Annotated in this window: 2 protein-coding genes; both read left to right on the top strand. The window is 35.6% G+C overall.

Features of this window, described 5'->3' with window-relative positions; all coding sequences use genetic code 11:
* Positions 1-130 precede the first annotated feature (130 nt).
* Positions 131-511 (top strand): response regulator, encoded by a 381-nt coding sequence (locus tag E1140_RS01830; protein WP_155178433.1) that lies wholly within the window; start codon positions 131-133, stop codon positions 509-511.
* 40 nt (positions 512-551) lie between these two features.
* On the top strand, positions 552-1,293 hold a 742-nt coding region (locus E1140_RS01825; RefSeq protein ID WP_155178431.1), incomplete at its 3' end, for a DUF3078 domain-containing protein.

The raw sequence follows: 1,293 nt of genomic DNA, 5'->3' as shown, positions 1-1,293 counted from the left end.
GTAGAGTGCTATTGTATTTATACAATAAACTTTAAAAAATGGATAATTTTTTTCAAAGAGCAAAAGCAGTTAATTAATTATAACCTAAACAGAACTAAAGTTGACGAATTCTAAAGCGATAGATTTAGTAATGCTTGTTGATGATAACGATACGGACAACTTCATCAGTAAGCGTATCATTGAAATAACAAAATTTGCTAACAGAGTAGAGGTTAAGAATTCAGGAAAAAGTGCGTTAGATTATCTAAGAGAAAATCAGGATAATGCTGATGAACTTCCCAATCTGATCTTTCTTGATATTAATATGCCTATTGTAGATGGGTTCGTATTTCTCTATGAGTTTGAAAAATTTAATGATTTAATCAAGGACAAATGTAAGGTGATTATCCTGTCCAGCTCTGATAATAAAAGAGACATTGATAAGATTGTTAACAACAATCACGTTATTAAATTTATCACTAAGCCACTTACAGAAACTGCCTTAGAAGAGGTCAAAGTAAACAATTTGTAGTCTAGTCGGTTTTATTCAAAAACTTCTACTAACTGTTATTATGATTCGGTCAACCCTCAAAAACACAGGAGGAAGCCTCCTGGTTATTATTTTATTCCTTTCTTCAACTCAACTTTCAGCTCAAAAAAACGGCCCTACTTTACCCAAAGATTCAGTTTGGACTAATGGCGGTAATTTTGGAATCTTCTTTCAACAGGTAGGTCTAAACAACTGGGCTGGTGGTGGAGAAAATTCAGTCGCCTATGGTGCTGAAGTTAATTTATACGCCAATAAAAGACAGCGCTCCCATACTTGGTTTAATAATCTGCAAGCAGGATACGGCCTTGTAAAAATTGGAGATCAGGGTGCGCGAAAAAACAATGATATATTAATAGTTACCAGTCAGTACGGTAGATTTCTGTCTGAGAAATGGCAGCTTTCTGCAGGTTTGGATTTTAGAACCCAGTTTGCAGATGGCTTTATATACAATGGAGCAGCGGATGCCACAGATACATTGATATCAACGTTTATGTCTCCTGGTTATCTGTCACCTTATATTGGTGCTACTTATAAGCCTAATGATGCTTTTTCTGCCACAATTTCTCCTTTAATGGAGAAAATTACATTTGTTATGGATGATGACCTTGCTGCAGTAGGTGCATATGGAGTTGATCCAGGTGAAAACATTAGGTCTCAGGCAGGATGGAGTATCAGCGCCATGTATCAAAAGGAAATAATGACCAATGTCAATCTAAAAACCAGCTTGCTGCTTTTTGATGCTTATGATGACATTGAACATATTG

The sequence above is a fragment of the Fulvivirga lutimaris genome, from assembly GCF_009711525.1.
Classification (GTDB): Bacteria; Bacteroidota; Bacteroidia; order Cytophagales; family Cyclobacteriaceae; genus Fulvivirga; species Fulvivirga lutimaris.
Note: the sequence above shows the minus strand (reverse complement) of the source record. Positions and strands in the feature narration are given on the sequence as shown.

Bases quoted from the DNA above. Each gene is read 5' to 3' on its own strand.
- E1140_RS01830 (WP_155178433.1), top strand. From the start codon at position 131: ATGCTTGTTGATGATAACGATACGGACAACTTCATCAGTAAGCGTATC.